The organism is Pseudomonas sp. TH32 (genome assembly GCF_016650855.1).
Taxonomy (GTDB): Bacteria; Pseudomonadota; Gammaproteobacteria; order Pseudomonadales; family Pseudomonadaceae; genus Aquipseudomonas.
Genome location: NZ_JAEKFA010000002.1, coordinates 3,741,552 through 3,756,252 on the forward strand (window position 1 = coordinate 3,741,552; position 14,701 = coordinate 3,756,252).

The 14,701-nt window shown below is 61.1% G+C and carries 14 protein-coding genes and 1 pseudogene; 6 read left to right on the forward strand and 9 right to left on the reverse strand.

What is annotated here, in order from left to right; genetic code table 11:
• Entirely contained in the window at positions 1-750 is a 750-nt protein-coding gene (locus JFV30_RS20675) for an electron transfer flavoprotein subunit beta/FixA family protein (protein WP_004371224.1), read from the reverse strand.
• 532 nt (positions 751-1,282) lie between these two features.
• Between JFV30_RS20675 and JFV30_RS20680 the strand changes: the two genes are divergently transcribed.
• Positions 1,283-2,947 carry an electron transfer flavoprotein-ubiquinone oxidoreductase gene (locus JFV30_RS20680; RefSeq protein ID WP_008434918.1) on the forward strand — a complete coding sequence of 555 codons (1,665 nt, stop codon included), beginning with the start codon at positions 1,283-1,285 and terminating at the stop codon, positions 2,945-2,947.
• A 54-nt stretch (positions 2,948-3,001) separates the two neighbouring features.
• On the opposite strand, the gene JFV30_RS20685 is transcribed toward JFV30_RS20680, so the two are convergent.
• A complete protein-coding gene (locus JFV30_RS20685; RefSeq protein WP_201125063.1) occupies positions 3,002-3,892 on the reverse strand; it encodes an AraC family transcriptional regulator in 891 nt (296 codons plus the stop codon).
• Positions 3,893-4,073: 181 nt separating this feature from the next.
• Here JFV30_RS20685 and JFV30_RS20690 point away from each other — a divergent pair, with 181 nt between their 5' ends.
• Positions 4,074-5,126, forward strand: coding sequence for an NAD(P)-dependent alcohol dehydrogenase (locus tag JFV30_RS20690; RefSeq protein WP_201126224.1), 1,053 nt, complete (start codon positions 4,074-4,076; stop codon positions 5,124-5,126).
• Here the strand turns inward: JFV30_RS20690 and JFV30_RS20695 are convergent, their stop codons facing one another.
• The 6 genes and pseudogenes from JFV30_RS20695 to JFV30_RS20720 form a co-directional block, all read right to left on the reverse strand.
• Positions 5,127-5,930, reverse strand: coding sequence for an IclR family transcriptional regulator (locus JFV30_RS20695; protein ID WP_169385997.1), 804 nt, complete (start codon positions 5,928-5,930; stop codon positions 5,127-5,129).
• A gap of 240 nt (positions 5,931-6,170) precedes the next feature.
• Positions 6,171-7,137: pseudogene (araH, locus tag JFV30_RS20700) on the reverse strand (L-arabinose ABC transporter permease AraH).
• 19 nt (positions 7,138-7,156) lie between these two features.
• Entirely contained in the window at positions 7,157-8,665 is a 1,509-nt protein-coding gene (araG, locus tag JFV30_RS20705; protein WP_201125064.1) for an L-arabinose ABC transporter ATP-binding protein AraG, read from the reverse strand.
• Positions 8,662-9,651, reverse strand: coding sequence for a substrate-binding domain-containing protein (locus JFV30_RS20710; RefSeq protein WP_169386000.1), 990 nt, complete (start codon positions 9,649-9,651; stop codon positions 8,662-8,664). The genes araG and JFV30_RS20710 overlap by 4 nt, the downstream gene beginning before the upstream one ends.
• A 36-nt stretch (positions 9,652-9,687) precedes the next feature.
• Entirely contained in the window at positions 9,688-10,509 is an 822-nt protein-coding gene (locus JFV30_RS20715; RefSeq protein ID WP_201125065.1) for an SDR family oxidoreductase, read from the reverse strand.
• Between the two features lie 149 nt (positions 10,510-10,658).
• Positions 10,659-11,138 (reverse strand): GNAT family N-acetyltransferase, encoded by a 480-nt coding sequence (locus JFV30_RS20720; protein WP_010165922.1) that lies wholly within the window; start codon positions 11,136-11,138, stop codon positions 10,659-10,661.
• A gap of 112 nt (positions 11,139-11,250) precedes the next feature.
• On the opposite strand from JFV30_RS20720, the gene JFV30_RS20725 reads away from it, so the two are divergent.
• The 4 genes from JFV30_RS20725 to JFV30_RS20740 all read left to right on the forward strand — a co-directional run bounded on the left by JFV30_RS20725 (position 11,251) and on the right by JFV30_RS20740 (position 13,950).
• The gene (locus tag JFV30_RS20725) at positions 11,251-11,895 is read left to right on the forward strand and encodes an HD domain-containing protein (RefSeq protein WP_169386001.1); all 645 of its coding nucleotides are present in this window, start codon (positions 11,251-11,253) and stop codon (positions 11,893-11,895) included.
• Between the two features lie 113 nt (positions 11,896-12,008).
• On the forward strand, positions 12,009-13,202 hold the full coding sequence (locus JFV30_RS20730; RefSeq protein WP_201125066.1) for an MFS transporter: 1,194 nt from the start codon (positions 12,009-12,011) through the stop codon (positions 13,200-13,202).
• 85 nt (positions 13,203-13,287) lie between these two features.
• Positions 13,288-13,635, forward strand: coding sequence for a hypothetical protein (locus JFV30_RS20735; RefSeq protein WP_010165919.1), 348 nt, complete (start codon positions 13,288-13,290; stop codon positions 13,633-13,635).
• Between the two features lie 48 nt (positions 13,636-13,683).
• On the forward strand, positions 13,684-13,950 hold the full coding sequence (locus JFV30_RS20740; RefSeq protein ID WP_010165918.1) for a hypothetical protein: 267 nt from the start codon (positions 13,684-13,686) through the stop codon (positions 13,948-13,950).
• A 5-nt stretch (positions 13,951-13,955) separates the two neighbouring features.
• Here JFV30_RS20740 and JFV30_RS20745 read toward each other — a convergent pair whose 3' ends face one another.
• Positions 13,956-14,684, reverse strand: a complete 729-nt coding sequence (locus tag JFV30_RS20745) for a class I SAM-dependent methyltransferase (RefSeq protein ID WP_201125067.1) — start codon at positions 14,682-14,684, stop codon at positions 13,956-13,958.
• Positions 14,685-14,701: the final 17 nt, after the last annotated feature.

The following is a 14,701-nucleotide window of genomic DNA, read 5'->3' on the forward strand; positions in this document are numbered from 1 at the left end:
TTAGATTACCTTCGCTTCGTTTTTCAGTTTCTCGACCAGTTCAGCCACCGACTTGACCTTGATGCCCGCGCTGCGTGCAGCCGGCGCTTCGACTTTCACGGTCTTGTTGGTGGAGGCGGTGGAAACGCCCAAAGCATCCGGAGTCAGCACTTCGAGAGGCTTCTTCTTGGCTTTCATGATGTTTGGCAGGGACGCGTAGCGCGGCTCGTTCAAACGCAGGTCGGTGGTGACGATGGCTGGCAGTTTCAGGGAAACTGTTTGCGCGCCGCCGTCGATTTCGCGGGTCACGGCAACCTTGTCGCCGCTCACTTCGACTTTCGAAGCGAAGGTGCCCTGGCCGTAACCGGTCAGTGCAGCCAGCATCTGGCCTGTCTGGTTGTTGTCGCTGTCGATGGCTTGTTTGCCGAGGATCACCAGCGATGGCTGTTCCTTGTCGACAACAGCTTTCAGCAACTTGGCAACGGCCAGGGAAGTCAGCTCTTCAGCGGATTCGACGAGGATGGCGCGATCGGCACCCAGCGCCAGGGCGGTACGCAGCTGCTCTTGAGCAGTGGTCGGACCGATGGAAACGACGACGATTTCAGTCGCAACGCCTTTCTCTTTCAGGCGTACGGCTTCTTCCACGGCGATTTCGCAGAACGGGTTCATCGACATCTTGACGTTAGCGAGGTCGACGCCGGAATTGTCCGCCTTGACGCGAACTTTCACGTTGTAATCGACAACGCGTTTGACAGCTACAAGAACCTTCATGGATTCCTCGTTACTCTCCGGTGAAAAGAAAGTCGCCTAGGCGAACCTGGCGGTTGATGCTCATCGGCACACAAGGGCACCTCCAAAAACGGCACGGACTCACACAACAATGGGATAGCGATGACCGTTCGTCAGTGGTGACCAAGAAGTCATTCTTTATCGCAGCGTGTAAACTGCGCGCCATCGTTTGGGCGCGCGTCACCTGTCTTGCTTTTGGACGTGCTCTTGAAACCTGCAGTCTGCCTACGGTAAGCGCAAAACCGACCGTATATTGACCGGAACACCTATTCTGGTCAATACGGCAAAATAGCCAGTCATAAGCCGCGCCTCTTTGATTTACCTAGCCTGCGGGCAATTCAAACAAACGTTTGTATTGGACGCTGAGAGTGGTGTAGATATAATGCGCCACCTAGAGAGAAAGGTGGGTCGTCCCCTGCCCCTTGCATGAGATTTCTGCAGGCATTGTGGGACGAATTACCGAACCTCCACCCATTAGAAAAAAAGCCGTTGAGCCTTGAGTAGGAGATAGCCTGTGGAACGCGAATACATGGAATTCGACGTGGTCATCGTCGGCGCTGGCCCGGCAGGCCTGTCTGCCGCCTGCCGATTGAAGCAGAAGGCCGCCGAAGCCGGTAAGGAAATCAGCGTCTGCGTGGTCGAAAAAGGCTCCGAAGTCGGCGCTCACATCCTGTCCGGTGCGGTGTTTGAACCCCGTGCCCTGAACGAATTGTTCCCGGACTGGAAAGAACTCGGCGCCCCGCTCAACACACCTGTTGTGCGTGATGACATCTATGTACTGCGCTCCAGCGAAGCTTCCACCAAGGTGCCTGACTTCTTTGTGCCCAAGACCATGCACAACGAAGGCAACTACATTATCTCCCTGGGCAATCTGTGCCGCTGGCTCGCCCAGCAGGCCGAGAACCTGGGCGTGGAAGTCTACCCGGGCTTCGCCGCCCAGGAAGCGCTGTTCGACGAGAACGGCGTGGTGCGCGGGATCATCACCGGCGACCTCGGCGTCGACCGTGAAGGCAACCCGAAAGAAGGCGTCTACACCCCGGGCATGGAGCTGCGTGGCAAGTACACGCTGTTCGCCGAAGGTTGCCGCGGGCACATCGGCAAGCAACTGATCCAGCGTTTCAACCTGGACAGCGACGCGGACGCCCAGCACTACGGCATCGGCCTGAAAGAAATCTGGGAAATCGACCCGGCCAAGCATCAGCCTGGCCTGGTGGTACACACCGCCGGCTGGCCGCTGGACATCATGAGTGCCGAAAACACCGGTGGTTCGTTCCTCTATCACCTGGAAAACAACCAGGTGGTCGTCGGCTTGATCGTCGACCTGTCCTACAGCAACACCTTCCTGTCGCCGTTCGACGAGTTCCAGCGCCTCAAGCATCACCCGGTGCTGGCCCAGTACCTGGAAGGCGGCAAGCGCATCAGCTATGGCGCCCGCGCTATCTGCAAAGGCGGCCTGAACTCGCTGCCGAAAATGGTCTTCAAAGGCGGCGCGCTGATCGGTTGCGACCTCGGCACCCTGAACTTCGCCAAGATCAAGGGCAGCCACACTGCCATGAAGTCCGGCATGCTCGCCGCTGACGCCGTGGCCGACCGCCTGTTCGCCGAATCCGAAGGCGGCGATGAACTGACCGCTTACGTCGACAGCTTCAAGAACAGCTGGCTCTACGAAGAACTGTTCGCCAGCCGTAACTTCGGCCCGGCGATGCACAAGTTCGGCCCGATCATCGGTGCCGGCTTCAACTGGTTCGACCAGAATATCCTCGGCGGCAAAATGCCGTTCACCCTGCACGACACCAAGCCTGACTACGCCTGCCTGAAGCTGGCCAAAGACAGCAAGAAAATCGACTACCCGAAACCCGACGGCAAGCTGAGCTTCGACAAGCTGAGCTCGGTGTTCATCTCCGGTACCAACCACGAAGAAGAACAGCCGTGCCACCTGAAGCTGAAAGACCCGAGCATCCCGATCGGCACCAACTTGCCGCTCTACGATGAACCGGCGCAGCGCTACTGCCCGGCCGGCGTGTATGAAGTGATCACCAAGGAAGACGGCGAGAAGCGCTTCCAGATCAACGCCCAGAACTGCGTGCACTGCAAGACCTGTGACATCAAGGACCCTTCGCAGAACATCACCTGGGTCACACCGGAAGGCGCGGGCGGGCCGACTTACCCGAACATGTAAGTCACTGGCTTGAACAGAAGGCTCCCGAATGGGGGCCTTTTTATTGCCCGATGATCAGGCCGCCCGCTCATCCCCAGGACTGCGCTCGAAGTAGCGCTTGTATTCCCGGCTGAACTGCGACGTACTCTGATACCCCACGCTATGCGCCGCCTGTGCCACGCCCATGCCTTCCACCAACAGCAACTGCTGGGCCTTGAGCAGCCGCAGGCGCTTGAGGTACTGCACCGGCGACAACAGCGTGCAACGCTTGAAGTGCTCATGAAACGTCGACGCACTCATGTGCGCATAACCCGCCAGCGTCTCGATATTCAGCGGCTCGGCGTAATGCGCATGCAGGTGGTTCAACGAGGTCGCCACCCGTGAAAACTGCCCCTGCTGCTCCACCAGCGCCCGCAGTACATCGGCCTGTGGCCCACGCAACGCCGTGAACAATAATTCCCGCACCCGCGCCGGGCCCATGATCCGGCTCTCCAGCGGATCGTGCAGGCACTGCAGCAGCCGTTCGACACAGCCGCGCATGGCGTCATCCAGCACCACCGAGCTCATGGACTCCAACGTCTGCGCCGCCGGCGGTGGCCCGCTCTGGATACCCATCGCCATCACCAACTCACCCAGCACCACCCGGTCAATGCCGACCGTCACGCCTAAAAGCGGCGCATTGGGCATGGCAAAGGTCTCGCATTCGAACGGCACCGGCATTGCCTGGATCAGGTAATGCCCGGCGCCATATTCCAGGGTACGCGGGCCCAGGTAGGCGACCTTGCTGCCCTGGGCGACGATCATCAGGCTCGGCTCATAAATCTGCGGGCCCCGCGCCACGTCGCAACTGGCGCGCAATACCTGCACGCCGGCCAGGTTCGTGGGCGAAAAACCATCGCGGGGCGTCAACGGTTCGATCAGGGCAACCAACGCGGCATTGGCGTCGACATGGCGGGTCAACAACATGGCAAAAACTTCGCGAAAAAGGGGATGTGACCATCATCGCAGGTCTGGCGCCACAGTGATCCAATCCAGGGGCACTCCCGGACGAATAGGCATGAGACTCGGAGCAATCGCCATGGCCGCCCCCAGGCACGGCGCGGAGAATGCGCCACCTCACCTGTCACTGCTCCTGCGAGGTTTCTCCATGTACACCGCTATCGGTTACGCCGCTCAATCGGCCACCACTCCCCTCGCCCCCATGTCCTTCGAACGTCGCAGCCCGCGCGCCGATGACGTGGCGATCGAAATCCTCTACTGCGGCGTCTGCCACTCCGACATCCACCAGGCCCGCAACGAATGGGGCATCGCCGTGTACCCGCTGATGCCGGGCCACGAGATCGTCGGCAAAGTCACTGCCGTCGGCGCCAATGTCACCGCGCATAAAATCGGCGACCTGGTCGGCGTTGGCTGCATGGTCGACTCGTGCCGTCATTGCGACGCCTGCCACGCGGACCTTGAGCAATACTGCCTCGAAGGCCCGACCATGACCTATGCCACCCCGGACCGGGTCGACGGCAGCAACACCATGGGCGGCTACTCCGACAGCATCGTCGTCAGCGAGCACTTCGTGGTGAAGATCCCGGCCACGCTCGACCTGGCCAGCGCCGCGCCGATCCTCTGTGCCGGCATCACCACCTACTCGCCGCTCAAGCACTACGGCGTGAAGGCTGGCGACAAGGTTGGGGTGCTGGGCATGGGCGGCTTGGGCCACATGGGCATCAAGTTTGCCAAGGCCATGGGCGCGGAAGTGACGCTGTTCACCCGCTCCGCCAGCAAGGCTGAAGAAGGCCGTCGCCAGGGCGCCGATCACGTGATCGTGTCCACCGATGCTGAACAGATGAAAGCCGCTGCCGGCCACTTCGATTTCCTGCTGGACACCATTCCGGTGCAGCACGATTTGAACCCCTACCTCGACGTGCTGCGCTTTGATGGCGTGCACATCCTCGTGGGCTTGATCGAGCCGGTCGACCCGCCCGTGAATGCCGCCAAGCTGGTGCTGGGCCGCAAGGTACTGGCTGGTTCGCTGATCGGTGGCATTGCCGAAACCCAGGAAGTCCTGGATTTCTGCGCTGAGCACGGCATCACCTGCGACATCGAAATGCTCGACATCCGCCAGATCAACGAAGCCTACACCCGCATGATTGCCGGTGACGTGAAGTACCGCTTCGTGATCGACATGGCGACCCTGAAGGCCTGATCAGGCCTTCGCGCCCAACTCCGCTGAAAGCCGCGCTGCGACCTGTTTGATCACAGGGATCAGCTCGGCCATTTTTTCCAGCGGCATGTAGGGCACGGTACTGGCGATGCTGATGCCGGCGACGATTCGCCGGCTGGCATCGCGCACCGGTGCCGCGACACAACGGATCGACGGTTCGTTGTCTTCCAGATCGAACGCATAACCGCCCGCCACGTACTCCTGCATGCGTTGTTCAAACTGCGCCCAGGACTGCTCGGGGTGCTGCGGCCACTGCAGGTTTTTCCCGCCCGCCGGCAGGCTGACCTCATACAGGCGCTGCCACTCTTGCACGCTGTCATCCAGCAGCAACGCCTTGCCGATCCCGGTGCGCGCCAACGGCATGCGATGGCCCACACGCGAGCGCATTTCCGGGCCGTTGCGGCCAGGATTTTTGTGCAGGTACAGCACGTCGTCGTATTCGCGAATGGCCAGGTGGATGGTGTCGCCGGTCAACGCCGACAACTCATCCAGATACGGCACCGCCAGGCTCACCAGCGGCAATTCTTCCCGTGCCTGGAAACCCAGCTCGATCAGTTTGGGCCCCAGCAGGTAGCCGACTTGCGGCACCACGCGCAGATAGCGCTCTTCCACCAGGCAACTGGCCAGGCGGTGGGTGGTGCTGCGGGTGGTACCGATGCGCCTGGCGATTTCCTTGAGATCCCGCGCGCCGGCCGCCACGGCCTGCACCACGCCCAGGCCACGCAGCAGGGTCTGGGTGCCGGTGGGCGCGGCGTCTTTGACGGGAGTGTGGGCGTTTTCCTGCATATCGGGCCTATTGGGAAGTACGAAAACGGCGCCATTATGGGCGGTCACGGTAACTGTGGCGAGTGGGCTTCTGTGGTGAGGGGGCTTGTCCCCCGTTGGGCTGCGTAGCAGCCCCAAGAGAGTCATTCCATTTTTCCAGACAGATCAGAGTTGCATGGCTTTGGGGCCGCTTCGCAGCCCAACGGGGGACAAGCCCCCTCGCCACAAAAAGCCCGCTCACCGCAAGGAACCCGCTGCCCCTTAACGCTGTTTCATGCGGTCGATAATGACCGCCAGCAACAGGATCGACCCACGAATCACGTACTGGTAGAAGGTGTCGATGTTCTTCAGGTTCATCGCGTTCTCGATGATCGCCAGAATCAGCACCCCGGCAATCACATGCCGGATCATCCCGATCCCGCCGCTCAACGACACCCCGCCCAGCACGCACGCCGAGATCACCGTCAGCTCGAACCCCTGGCCAATCATCGGTTGCCCCGAGGTCATGCGCGACGCCAGGATCACCCCGGCCAACGCCCCGATCACCCCGTGCACGGCAAAGATGATGATCTTGGTCCGGTCAACATTCACCCCGGCCAACAGCGCCGCTTCCTGAGTTGCCCCCGATGGCCATCGTGTTGCGCCCGTAGGTGGTGTAGTTCAGCAGCCAGCCAAAGAACACAAAGCACAACACGGTGATGATGATCGGCACCGGCACGCCAAACAGCTGGCCGTTGCCGAAGACGAAGAAACCTTCGTCCATCACGCCCACCGCCTTGCCGTTGGAAAAGATATACGCCAGCCCGCGCACGATCTGCATCGTCGCCAGCGTCGCAATCAACGCGTTGATCCGCAGCTTGGCGATCACGATGCCGTTGATCAGCCCCACCACCAGGCCCATGGCCAACGCCGCCGACACGCCGAAGAACACGCTGTCGGTGTCGCGAATCACGATCCCCGCCACCACGCCCGAACAGGCGATCACCGAACCTACCGACAAGTCGAAGTGCCCCGACGCCAGGCAGAACAGCATGGTGCAGGCTGCAATCCCGACCGTTGAAATCGCCAGCCCGAGGCCGCGCATATTCAGCGGTGAAAGGAAGTTGTCGATGAAAATGGCACTGAGCACAAAGATGCTCAAGGCCGCCAGCAGCATGACCCAATCATCGAGAAACTTGCGCTGGTTGAAACCCGGCCAGAAGCTTCTCGCGGTTTTTACCTGTGACATACCCTACCCCTCGTATTCTTCAATCCCGCGTACGCGGAAGAGCCAGTTGCAGCAGCCGTGCTTCGTCCGCTTGATCGCGGGTCAATTCGCCGGTCAGGGCGCCTTCGCTCATCACCAGGATGCGGTCGGAGATGCCCATCACCTCCATCAGGTCGCTGGACACCACGATCACCGCAATGCCGCTGGCCGCCAGGTTGTGGATGATCTGGTAGATCTCCGACTTGGCACCGATATCGATGCCGCGGGTCGGCTCGTCCAGCAGCAAGACTTTCATCGGCATCGACAACCAACGACCCAGAATCGCCTTCTGCTGATTGCCGCCCGACAGGAACAGAATCGGTTGGTCGGCCGACGGTGTGCGCACGTTCAGCGCGCTGATTTGCCGCTGGGCGTTGGTGCGTTCCCAGCCACCCTGGATCAGCCAACCGAACCGCGCATGGTCACGGCGCGCACTGATGTTGATGTTCTCCGCGACACTGGCGCGAGGCACGATGCCTTCCTTCTTGCGGTCCTCGGGGCACAGCAGCACACCGGCCGCAATCGCATCCCGTGGGGTCTTGAACGTCTGCGCCTCACCGTGCAACACCAGCGCACCCTGGGTGCTGCGCGACAACCCGGCCAGCAGGCGCAACAGCTCCGTGCGCCCTGCCCCGACCAAACCGAACAGCCCGAGAATCTCGCCTTTGTTCACCTGCAAACTCACCGGTTCCTGCAACCCCGGCCCAAGCAAACCTTCTACCCGCAACGCTTCACCGGAGTGTTCGCGCGGCCGGTAGTTATAGATGTCCTGGATGTCGCGCCCGACCATGCAGTTAACCAACTGGTCGACGTTCAACTGCGCCATGTCTTCAAACGTGCGCACGAAACGCCCGTCCTTGAACACCGTCACCGCATCGCAAATCCGGAACACTTCTTCCATGCGGTGTGACACGTAGAGGATCACCCGGCCTTCATCCCGCAGCCGGGCGATGATCACCATCAGCCGCTCGATCTCACGGGCCGAGAGGCTGCTGGTGGGTTCGTCGAAGGCAATCACATGGGCGTTGCGCGACATGGCCTTGGCGATTTCCACCAGTTGCCGCTGGCCGAGGGACAGGCTGCCCAGGCGCATGTTCGGATCGATTTCATCCGCCAGGCCCTTGAGCAGTTCCCGCGCCTTGCGCACCATCGCGCCGCGATTGACCACGCCGAAGCGCGACGGCATATGGCCCAGCAGCAGGTTCTCGGCGACGGTCATTTCCGGCACCAGTTGCAGCTCCTGGTGAATCACCGCGATGCCGCTGGCGATGCTGTCGGCCGCCGACTTGAAACTGACGCTGCGTTCGCCCAACTGCAGACTGCCGCTGTTGGGCGGATAAAAACCGCCGAGGATTTTCAGCAAGGTCGACTTGCCCGCGCCGTTCTCGCCCATCAGCGCATGCACCGAATGGGGCCGCGCTTCAAAGCTGATCTGCGCCAGGGCTTTCACCCCGGGAAACTCCTTGCCGATGCCGTTGAAGCGCAGGCTCTCTGCGGCGGCGCTGCTCATTTCCACAGACCGATCTTGCTCAACTCTTCCTTGAAGTTGGCGCGGGTGATCAGGGTCACGTTATCCAGCGCGGTGAACTTGGCTGGCTCCGTGCCTTTTGTGACCCACTCGAACATCGAGGTAGCGGTTTTATAACCGGAGGCATCCGGGCTGAGCAGCATCGAGCCGTAGAAACCGGTGTCGGATTTTTTCAGTTCTTCGATAGCGTCGGTGCCGTTGATGCCCACGCCGATCACATTCGGCGCCTTGAAGCCGGCGCTTTCGGTGGCGCGCACGCCGCCCAGCACGGTGCTGTCGTTCATGCCGCCGATCAGCAGGTTTTTCGCGCCGCTGGGCAGTTTCACCAGGGCCGAGTTGGTGGAGTCCATGGCGCCCGGCACGTCGAGGGTTTTCTGTGCAGTGAACAGGATATGGTCGACCGGCAGACCGGCGGCCTTGAGGCCTTCTACCGAACCGTCGGTGCGTTTCTTGCCGGTTTCCAGCTCGTCGAAGGTGTTGATGACGGCGTAGGTGTCCTTCCAGTCCCACTTGCGATTTTTAGCCTCGGTGGCCATGGCTTCGCCTTGTTTCTGGCCAATCTTGTAGGCGTCCAGGCCGACGTAAGGCACGTCTTCCATGGGCTTGCCCTTGGCGTCGACGAAGCGGTCGTCCACCGCCAGCACTTTCAGATTATTGAGCTTGGCCTTGGCCATGATTGCCGGGCCGAGGGACACGTCCGGCGGGCAGATCACGAAACCCTTGGCACCGTTGGCGGCCAGGGTGTCGATGGCAGAAAGGGTTTTCTCGCCGTCGGGCACGGCGATCTTGATCACGGTGAAACCATGGTCCTTGCCGGCTTTTTCGGCGAACGCCCATTCGGTCTGGAACCAGGGCTCTTCAGCTTGCTTGACCAGGAAGCCGATCTTTACTTCTTCAGCGAATGCGAGGGTGCTGAGACTGCTGAGAGCAACGGCGACCGCAAGGGTGCGCACTGTCTTCTTGAACATAAACCACCTCTTGTTGTTATTGGAGAGTTGTTCGGCTTAATCGTGGTACATCACCGACCGCCCGCCATCGATCATCAGGCAGGTGGCATTGATAAAGGGCGCCTCATCGGTCGCCAGAAACAGTGCGGTCATCGCCACTTCAATCGGCTGGCCGATGCGTTTTGGCGGGTGCAGGTCGAAGGCGCGCTGACGCTCGGCGTGGGGGTCGTCGAAGCCGTTCCAGTAATCGACGTTGAGTTGGGTTTCGATATAGCCCGGCGCAATGGCATTCACGCGGATGCCCTTGGGCGCGTATTCAATGCCCAGGGCACGGGTCAGCCCGAGCAGCCCGTGCTTGGCCACCGGATACGGGAAGCAACCGGGAATGATGTGGCTGGAGTGGGTGGAGGCGATGTTGATGATGTTGCCGATGCCCTGCTCGATCATGTGCGGCAACACAGTGCGGCAGCCGTACCAGGCGCCGTCGAGGTCGATGGCGAAGCAGCGGCGCCAGTCTTCGTCGGTCATTTCCAGTGGGTCACGGAACACGTTGACGCCGGCGCAGTTGACCAGCACGTCCACGCGACCAAAGCGTTCGATGGCCACGTCCACCAGGGCGCGCCATTGGTCCTTGGAGGTGATGTCGACGGGTTGCGCGTAGATCTCGGCGCCGCGTTCGCGCCAGTGGGCGGCAACTTGCTCGACCTTCTCGCCCTGGATATCACCGATCACCAGCCGCGCCTGCTGGGCCTGGAAGCAAGCCACGATGGCCTCGCCAATGCCCTGGGCAGCGCCGGTGATGACCACGACTTTGTGCTTCAGTCGCTCGCCGTAAGTCGGCTCGGGCACCGGAGGTAACGACAACGGTTGTGCCTGCATCGCTTCACCTGTTTTGTTTTTGGTAGTGAGTGCTGATGCGCAAGACTATAAACCCAGAAACCGGAACATCTCAATATATAAATTATCATCCCATATAGTGAGCAAAATCATAAAAAAACCGGCTGTGATCGCCGGCCCTTTATGCGCGTTTAACCCTGGGCAAAATCCCTCAGGGCGTCGCCTTCCATGCGGTAGCGCACCCATTCTTCCTGGGGCTGGGCGCCGATGGATTTGTAGAACGCGATGGCCGGTTCGTTCCAGTCCAGCACGCTCCACTCGAAACGCCCGCAACCGTTGTCACAGGCGATTTTCGCCAGGTGGCGCAGCAGTTTCTTGCCCGCCCCGCCGCCGCGCTGCTCCGGGTTGATGTACAGGTCTTCGAGGTACAGGCAGTTGCTGCCGAGCCAGGTGGAATAGCTGAAGAAGAACACCGCAAAACCGATCGGCAACCCGTCCCGCAGGCAGATCAGGCCGTGGGCCGTGGCGCCTTCGCTGAACAGGCTGCGCTCGATGTCCACCACGCTGGCGATCACCTCGTGGCGAGCTTTTTCGTAGTCGGCAAGCTCGGTGATAAAGGCCAGGATTTGCGCAGCATCGCTGGGCACGGCGGGGCGAATCTCGATGGTCATGGACTGGCCTTGTCAGGAAAAGAAAGCACACATACTAAGGCGGTTTAATGACCGATTGCAGTGCAATTTCATTCGCGGCTAACCTGCAGGCTATCGACCGTTGAGAATCCCCATGCCCTTCACGCCACTGACCGACCTCGCCGCGACTTTATTGCCCTGTGCCCTTGAGCCTTCGGAAGATGGCGCCCACGACCTGTCCCACTTGCAACGCGTGTGGCACAACGTGCGGTCGATCCAGGCCGAGGAAGGCGGCGAACTTGAAGTGCTGCTGGCGGCGGTGCTGCTGCATGACTGCGTGGCGGTGGAGAAGAATTCGCCGTTGCGGTCCAAGGCATCGAAACTGGCGGCGGACAAGGCCGGGGAGATTTTGCAGGGATTGAAGTGGCAGCCCGGGACGATTGCTGCGGTGACCCACGCCATCGAGACTCACAGCTTTTCGGCGGGCCTGACGCCGCTGACGCTTGAGGCGAAGATTGTGCAGGACGCCGACCGTCTGGATTCCCTCGGCATGATCGGCGTGGCCCGCACGTTTTATATCGCCGGGCGCATGGGTAGCGGGCTGTATGACCCGGCAGACCCAACGGCACGGCACCGCGAGTACGACGACAAGCGCTTTTGCCTCGACCATTTCCAGACCAAGCTTCTGCATCTGGCGGACGGGTTTCAGACCCCGACCGGGCAACATCTGGCGCGGGTTCGGCATGAGCGTCTGAAGGGATTCATGGACCTGTTTATCGAAGAAATCGGCACACCCTAAAAGCGCCGTTACTCCGCTGCGGGCTAATGCAAAAACCGCTAACCACAGAACAAACCCGCAAGCCGTGCATGGTAAAAAGTTGGGCATAAATCCAACAAACTCCAGGCACCTTCATGCACTCCTCACCTGCGGTCGGCGGAAAACTGTTCGGCCTTTTCTGCCTCGCCAGCTACTTGCTTTCCCTGTCCTATGGCTCGACGTTTTTGCTGTCGCTGCTGATCCATTCCCGCGGTGGTAACGAACACGACGCCGGCAGCGTGATCTCCATGGCAATGCTCAGCACCTTTGTGGCGGTGTTGGTTTCCGGGCATCTGGCTGACCTGTTGGGGGCGGCCAGGTCGATCGCCCTGCTCGGTGTGCTGCTGGTGGTGGCGTGCCTGGGCTTTGCGCTGGCGCCAGGGTTTGGCGAAGGGCTGATGTTCTTTGGCTTGTCGCTGGGGTTGGGCTGGGGCGTGTTCTACACCCTCGGGCCGATCATCGTGGCGATGCTGGTGGAGCCGGCGCAGCGTGCCAAATATTTCGCCCTGCTCTCGGGCAGCATGATGACAGGGATCGGGTCCGGGCCGCTGCTGGGTCGGGCGGCCAGTGCCCTGGATTTTTCCCTGACAGCAGCGTTCCACATCGCAGCGCTGGCGAGCCTGGTCGGTGTGGTGATTTTCTGGCGGCTGGGTGCTGCACTCCGTCAGCACACCGCACCGGTGTCGAAGATTTCCTGGTCGGCCACGCGCAAGGTGCTGTCGTCGAGGGCGGTGTTCGCGATCATCATGGTGGGCCTCGGCGGGTGCGTGTTTGGCGGGCTGTCGAGTTTCCAGACGAGCTACGCGGCGATGCACGGGCTGGACTATTCGCTGTTCTTTCTGGGCTTCATGAGCGCGGCGATTACCAGCCGCCTGTTGATCGCCAGCTTCGTGGTCAAGCGTGACCCGTATTGGGCGGCCTGTGTGTTGTCCGGGTTGATGCTGGTGTCGATTTTCCTGTTCGGGTTCAAGGTCAGTAGCAGCTTCAGCTACCTGCTGGCGGCGGTCACCCTGGGCGTGGGTTATGGCCTCACATATTCGGTGATCAATGGCCTGGCCGCCAACGAAGCACCGGCGGGCACCACGTCCCAGGCGTTGCTGCTGTTCAGCCTGGCGTACTTTATCGGGGTGTTCGGCTTCCCGCTGCTGGCGGGCAAGGTCATCGTCGAGTACGGCATGCCGACCCTGTTGATGAGCGTGCTGGCCGTGGCGTTGCTCAACTGGCTGATCACGGTGGCGCGATTGATATGGCGGCGAATCGCGTCACACAAAATCTTACAAGCGACGTAACACCGTTCGTCGGTATCGAGGCACGAATCGCAAACAGGGGCGGACCAATATCAGGTAAGGACATTAATCATATGGAGACACCATCATGACGACTTCCAAATTTGCCGCCCTCGCCCTCACCGGTTTGCTGTCTGCCGTTTCGCTGAGCAGCTTTGCCGCCACCACAGGCTCTAGCACCGGCCCCACCGACCCTGTCGGCAGCCCGCCCAACCCGGCGACCCAGGAGTCGAAAGACTCGATGGGCACCGGCATGGACACCAACGGCGGCGCCATCATCGACAACAGCAAAGACCCGCGCACCCAGGGCGACGATACCAACCGCAACAGCGGTGCGGTGCCAAACGGCAAAATGGGCCCGGGTGCCACTTCGCCCTCGATCAACAAGGGCGACGACTCCAACATCCCCGGCGCGCCAAAACAGCCAGCGCCTTAACGCGCGGCACAGACGAACACCCAACCATTTCCCAGTGAAGAGGTATGCATGAACGTCGATCACAACCTTGAAAAAGAAGTCCTGACCCGCCTGCTCCATGCCCACCCGAGTGGGCTGGGCAAGGAAGTGCTGGACAACTACCGGGGTGAAAAAGTGGTGGCCAGCGCCCTGGCCACCTTGCAGGACCGCGGCTGGATCAAGGAAGGCCATGTGACCTGCAACGAAGCCGGTGAACACGCGCTGAACCTGCCGATCAAGCTCACCGCGTCCGGCGTGGAAGCGGCCCGCAAGCTGGAAAGCGAAGCGGGCCAATAGCGGTGTCAGCGGTGAGCGGCGACCAATAGCATCATCGGTCGTTCCAGCTCTTCGGCCAGTGCCGGGCGGGCCTTCAGGTCCGCCTCGCTCGGGCCCCACTCGTTCACATGGCTCAAGGTAAAACCCGCCTCGATCAACAGCGTCAGCAATGTGCCCAACGTGCGGTGCTGCTTGATCACGCCATCCGCCAACCAGTTGGTGACCCGCGGCCCCTCCAGTTGATAGCTGTCCACCGGCCAGCTCTTGTGCCCTTGCTCATCAATCAGCCAGCCCGGTTGCCGGGGCGCCATGAAGATCGGGTGCTCGATGGAAAACACAAACCGCCCGCCCGGCACCAACGCCTGATGGATGCGCGCGAACAGGCCTTTCAGATCGACGATGTAATGGAAAGCCAGCGAGCTGTAGGCCAGGTCGAAGGTAGCGGCAGGAAGGTCGAGGTGTTCAAGGTCGGCGATGGCGTAGGTGATGGCCGACGAGGACGTCATCTCTTTCGCCCGCGTCAGCATCTTGTGCGAGACATCCAGCCCCAGAACCTGCTCGGCGCCCTGCTCCTGGGCCCAGCGGCTGAACCAGCCGTAGCCGCAACCCAGGTCCACCACTTTCAACCCCGACATGGGCGGCAGCATCGCCTGCAACGCGGGCCACTCCGGGGCGCCGGCGAGGCCTTCCACCGAGCGGCCCATTTTGCTGTAGCCCTCGAAGAAAACCTCGGTGTCGTAGATGTTCTGGGTCATGACGCTGCTCCGTGCTG

Excerpts from the sequence above, each read along its gene's own strand:
- JFV30_RS20675 (WP_004371224.1), bottom strand. The coding sequence starts at position 750 with ATGAAGGTTCTTGTAGCTGTCAAACGCGTTGTCGATTACAACGTGAAA.
- JFV30_RS20685 (WP_201125063.1), bottom strand. The coding sequence starts at position 3,892 with ATGTTGTTGACCCGCCATGTCGACGCCAATGCCGCGTTGGTTGCCCTG.
- JFV30_RS20690 (WP_201126224.1), top strand. The coding sequence starts at position 4,074 with ATGTACACCGCTATCGGTTACGCCGCTCAATCGGCCACCACTCCCCTC.
- JFV30_RS20695 (WP_169385997.1), bottom strand. The coding sequence starts at position 5,930 with ATGCAGGAAAACGCCCACACTCCCGTCAAAGACGCCGCGCCCACCGGC.
- araG (WP_201125064.1), bottom strand. The coding sequence starts at position 8,665 with ATGAGCAGCGCCGCCGCAGAGAGCCTGCGCTTCAACGGCATCGGCAAG.
- JFV30_RS20710 (WP_169386000.1), bottom strand. The coding sequence starts at position 9,651 with ATGTTCAAGAAGACAGTGCGCACCCTTGCGGTCGCCGTTGCTCTCAGC.
- JFV30_RS20715 (WP_201125065.1), bottom strand. The coding sequence starts at position 10,509 with ATGCAGGCACAACCGTTGTCGTTACCTCCGGTGCCCGAGCCGACTTAC.
- JFV30_RS20720 (WP_010165922.1), bottom strand. The coding sequence starts at position 11,138 with ATGACCATCGAGATTCGCCCCGCCGTGCCCAGCGATGCTGCGCAAATC.
- JFV30_RS20725 (WP_169386001.1), top strand. The coding sequence starts at position 11,251 with ATGCCCTTCACGCCACTGACCGACCTCGCCGCGACTTTATTGCCCTGT.
- JFV30_RS20730 (WP_201125066.1), top strand. The coding sequence starts at position 12,009 with ATGCACTCCTCACCTGCGGTCGGCGGAAAACTGTTCGGCCTTTTCTGC.
- JFV30_RS20735 (WP_010165919.1), top strand. The coding sequence starts at position 13,288 with ATGACGACTTCCAAATTTGCCGCCCTCGCCCTCACCGGTTTGCTGTCT.
- JFV30_RS20740 (WP_010165918.1), top strand. The coding sequence starts at position 13,684 with ATGAACGTCGATCACAACCTTGAAAAAGAAGTCCTGACCCGCCTGCTC.
- JFV30_RS20745 (WP_201125067.1), bottom strand. The coding sequence starts at position 14,684 with ATGACCCAGAACATCTACGACACCGAGGTTTTCTTCGAGGGCTACAGC.